Source organism: Kitasatospora sp. MBT63 (genome assembly GCF_000710465.2).
GTDB lineage: Bacteria > Actinomycetota > Actinomycetes > Streptomycetales > Streptomycetaceae > Kitasatospora.
The window spans coordinates 1-483 of sequence record NZ_JAIZ01000573.1 but is presented as its reverse complement, the minus strand read 5'-3'; the positions used below and the strand labels follow the sequence as shown (position 1 = coordinate 483).

1 protein-coding gene is annotated in these 483 nt (G+C 75.6%); it reads left to right on the top strand.

Annotated features, from left to right (window positions below; genetic code table 11):
• Positions 1–483 (top strand): NADP-dependent oxidoreductase (locus AA75_RS29990; RefSeq protein ID WP_033823442.1); only part of this gene is annotated, 483 nt, incomplete at both ends.

Here is a 483-nt window from a genome sequence, read left to right as displayed (position 1 = left end):
AGCGTCCGGTACCGGGCCTGAACGAGGTCCTGGTCCGGGTACACGCGGCCGGGGTGAACCCGGTGGACTGGAAGACCCGTGCCAGCGGGGCCCTGGTCGAGTGGGGCGCCGTCCCGGCGGTGGGCTGGGACGTGTCCGGCACGGTCGAGGCCGTCGGCCCGGGGGTCGGCCTGTTCAGGCCGGGGGACGAGGTCTTCGGGATGCCGCTGTTCCCGCGTCAGGCGGGTGCGTATGCGGAGTTCGTGGTGGCGCCGGCCCGCCACCTCGCCCGCAAGCCGGCCGGTCTGACGCACACGGAGGCGGCGGCGTTGCCGCTGGCGGCGCTGACCGCCTGGCAGGCCCTGGTGGACACGGCGAACGTGCGTCCCGGGGAGCGGGTCCTGATACATGCGGCGGCCGGCGGCGTCGGGCACCTCGCGGTGCAGATCGCCAAGGCCCGCGGCGCGTACGTCATCGGCACGGCCAGCGCGGGCAAGCACGACC